This is a genomic window from Aeromonas sp. 1HA1 (genome assembly GCF_029237385.1).
In the GTDB taxonomy this organism is placed as follows: Bacteria; Pseudomonadota; Gammaproteobacteria; order Enterobacterales; family Aeromonadaceae; genus Aeromonas; species Aeromonas popoffii.
Window position 1 is genome coordinate 1 of the sequence record NZ_JAACGC010000228.1, and the last position, 532, is coordinate 532.

The following is a 532-nucleotide window of genomic DNA, read 5'->3' on the forward strand; positions in this document are numbered from 1 at the left end:
ATGCCGGATTTAATGAGCTATATCGTGAAGACCGAGCTGCCGGCACGATAAAGGAGGCCGCTTGCTGGGCTCATGCCAGGCGAAAGATCCATGATGTGCATATCCGAACGCCATCGGACAACACACACGAAGCCCTCAAACGAATTGGTCAGCTTTACAGCCTTGAAGCAGAACTGCGCGGCATGTCAGCAGAACACCGGCTGGCAGAACGAGAACGGCGGGCAAAGCCCTTACTGGAAGAGCTGGAGATCTGGTTACGGGATAGGATGCAGTCGCTCTCGCGTCACTCCGAGTTGGCTAAGGCCTTCGCCTATGCCTTGAATCAGTGGTCAGCACTGACGTACTACACCGAAAACGGCTGGATAGAAGTGGACAACAACATAGCGGAGAATGCGCTACGGCTGGTGAGCTTGGGGCGAAAGAACTTCCTGTTTTTTGGCTCTGATCATGGTGGTGAACGGGGAGCCTTGTTGTACAGCTTGCTCGGCACCTGCCGGTTGAACGGGGTAGATCCGGAGCATTACCTGCGGCA

The 532-nt window shown here is 55.1% G+C and carries 1 protein-coding gene; it reads left to right on the top strand.

The annotated features are described in order from the left end of the window. Positions 1-532 (top strand): IS66 family transposase (locus GWQ22_RS21800; RefSeq protein WP_275931662.1); only part of this gene is annotated, 532 nt, incomplete at both ends.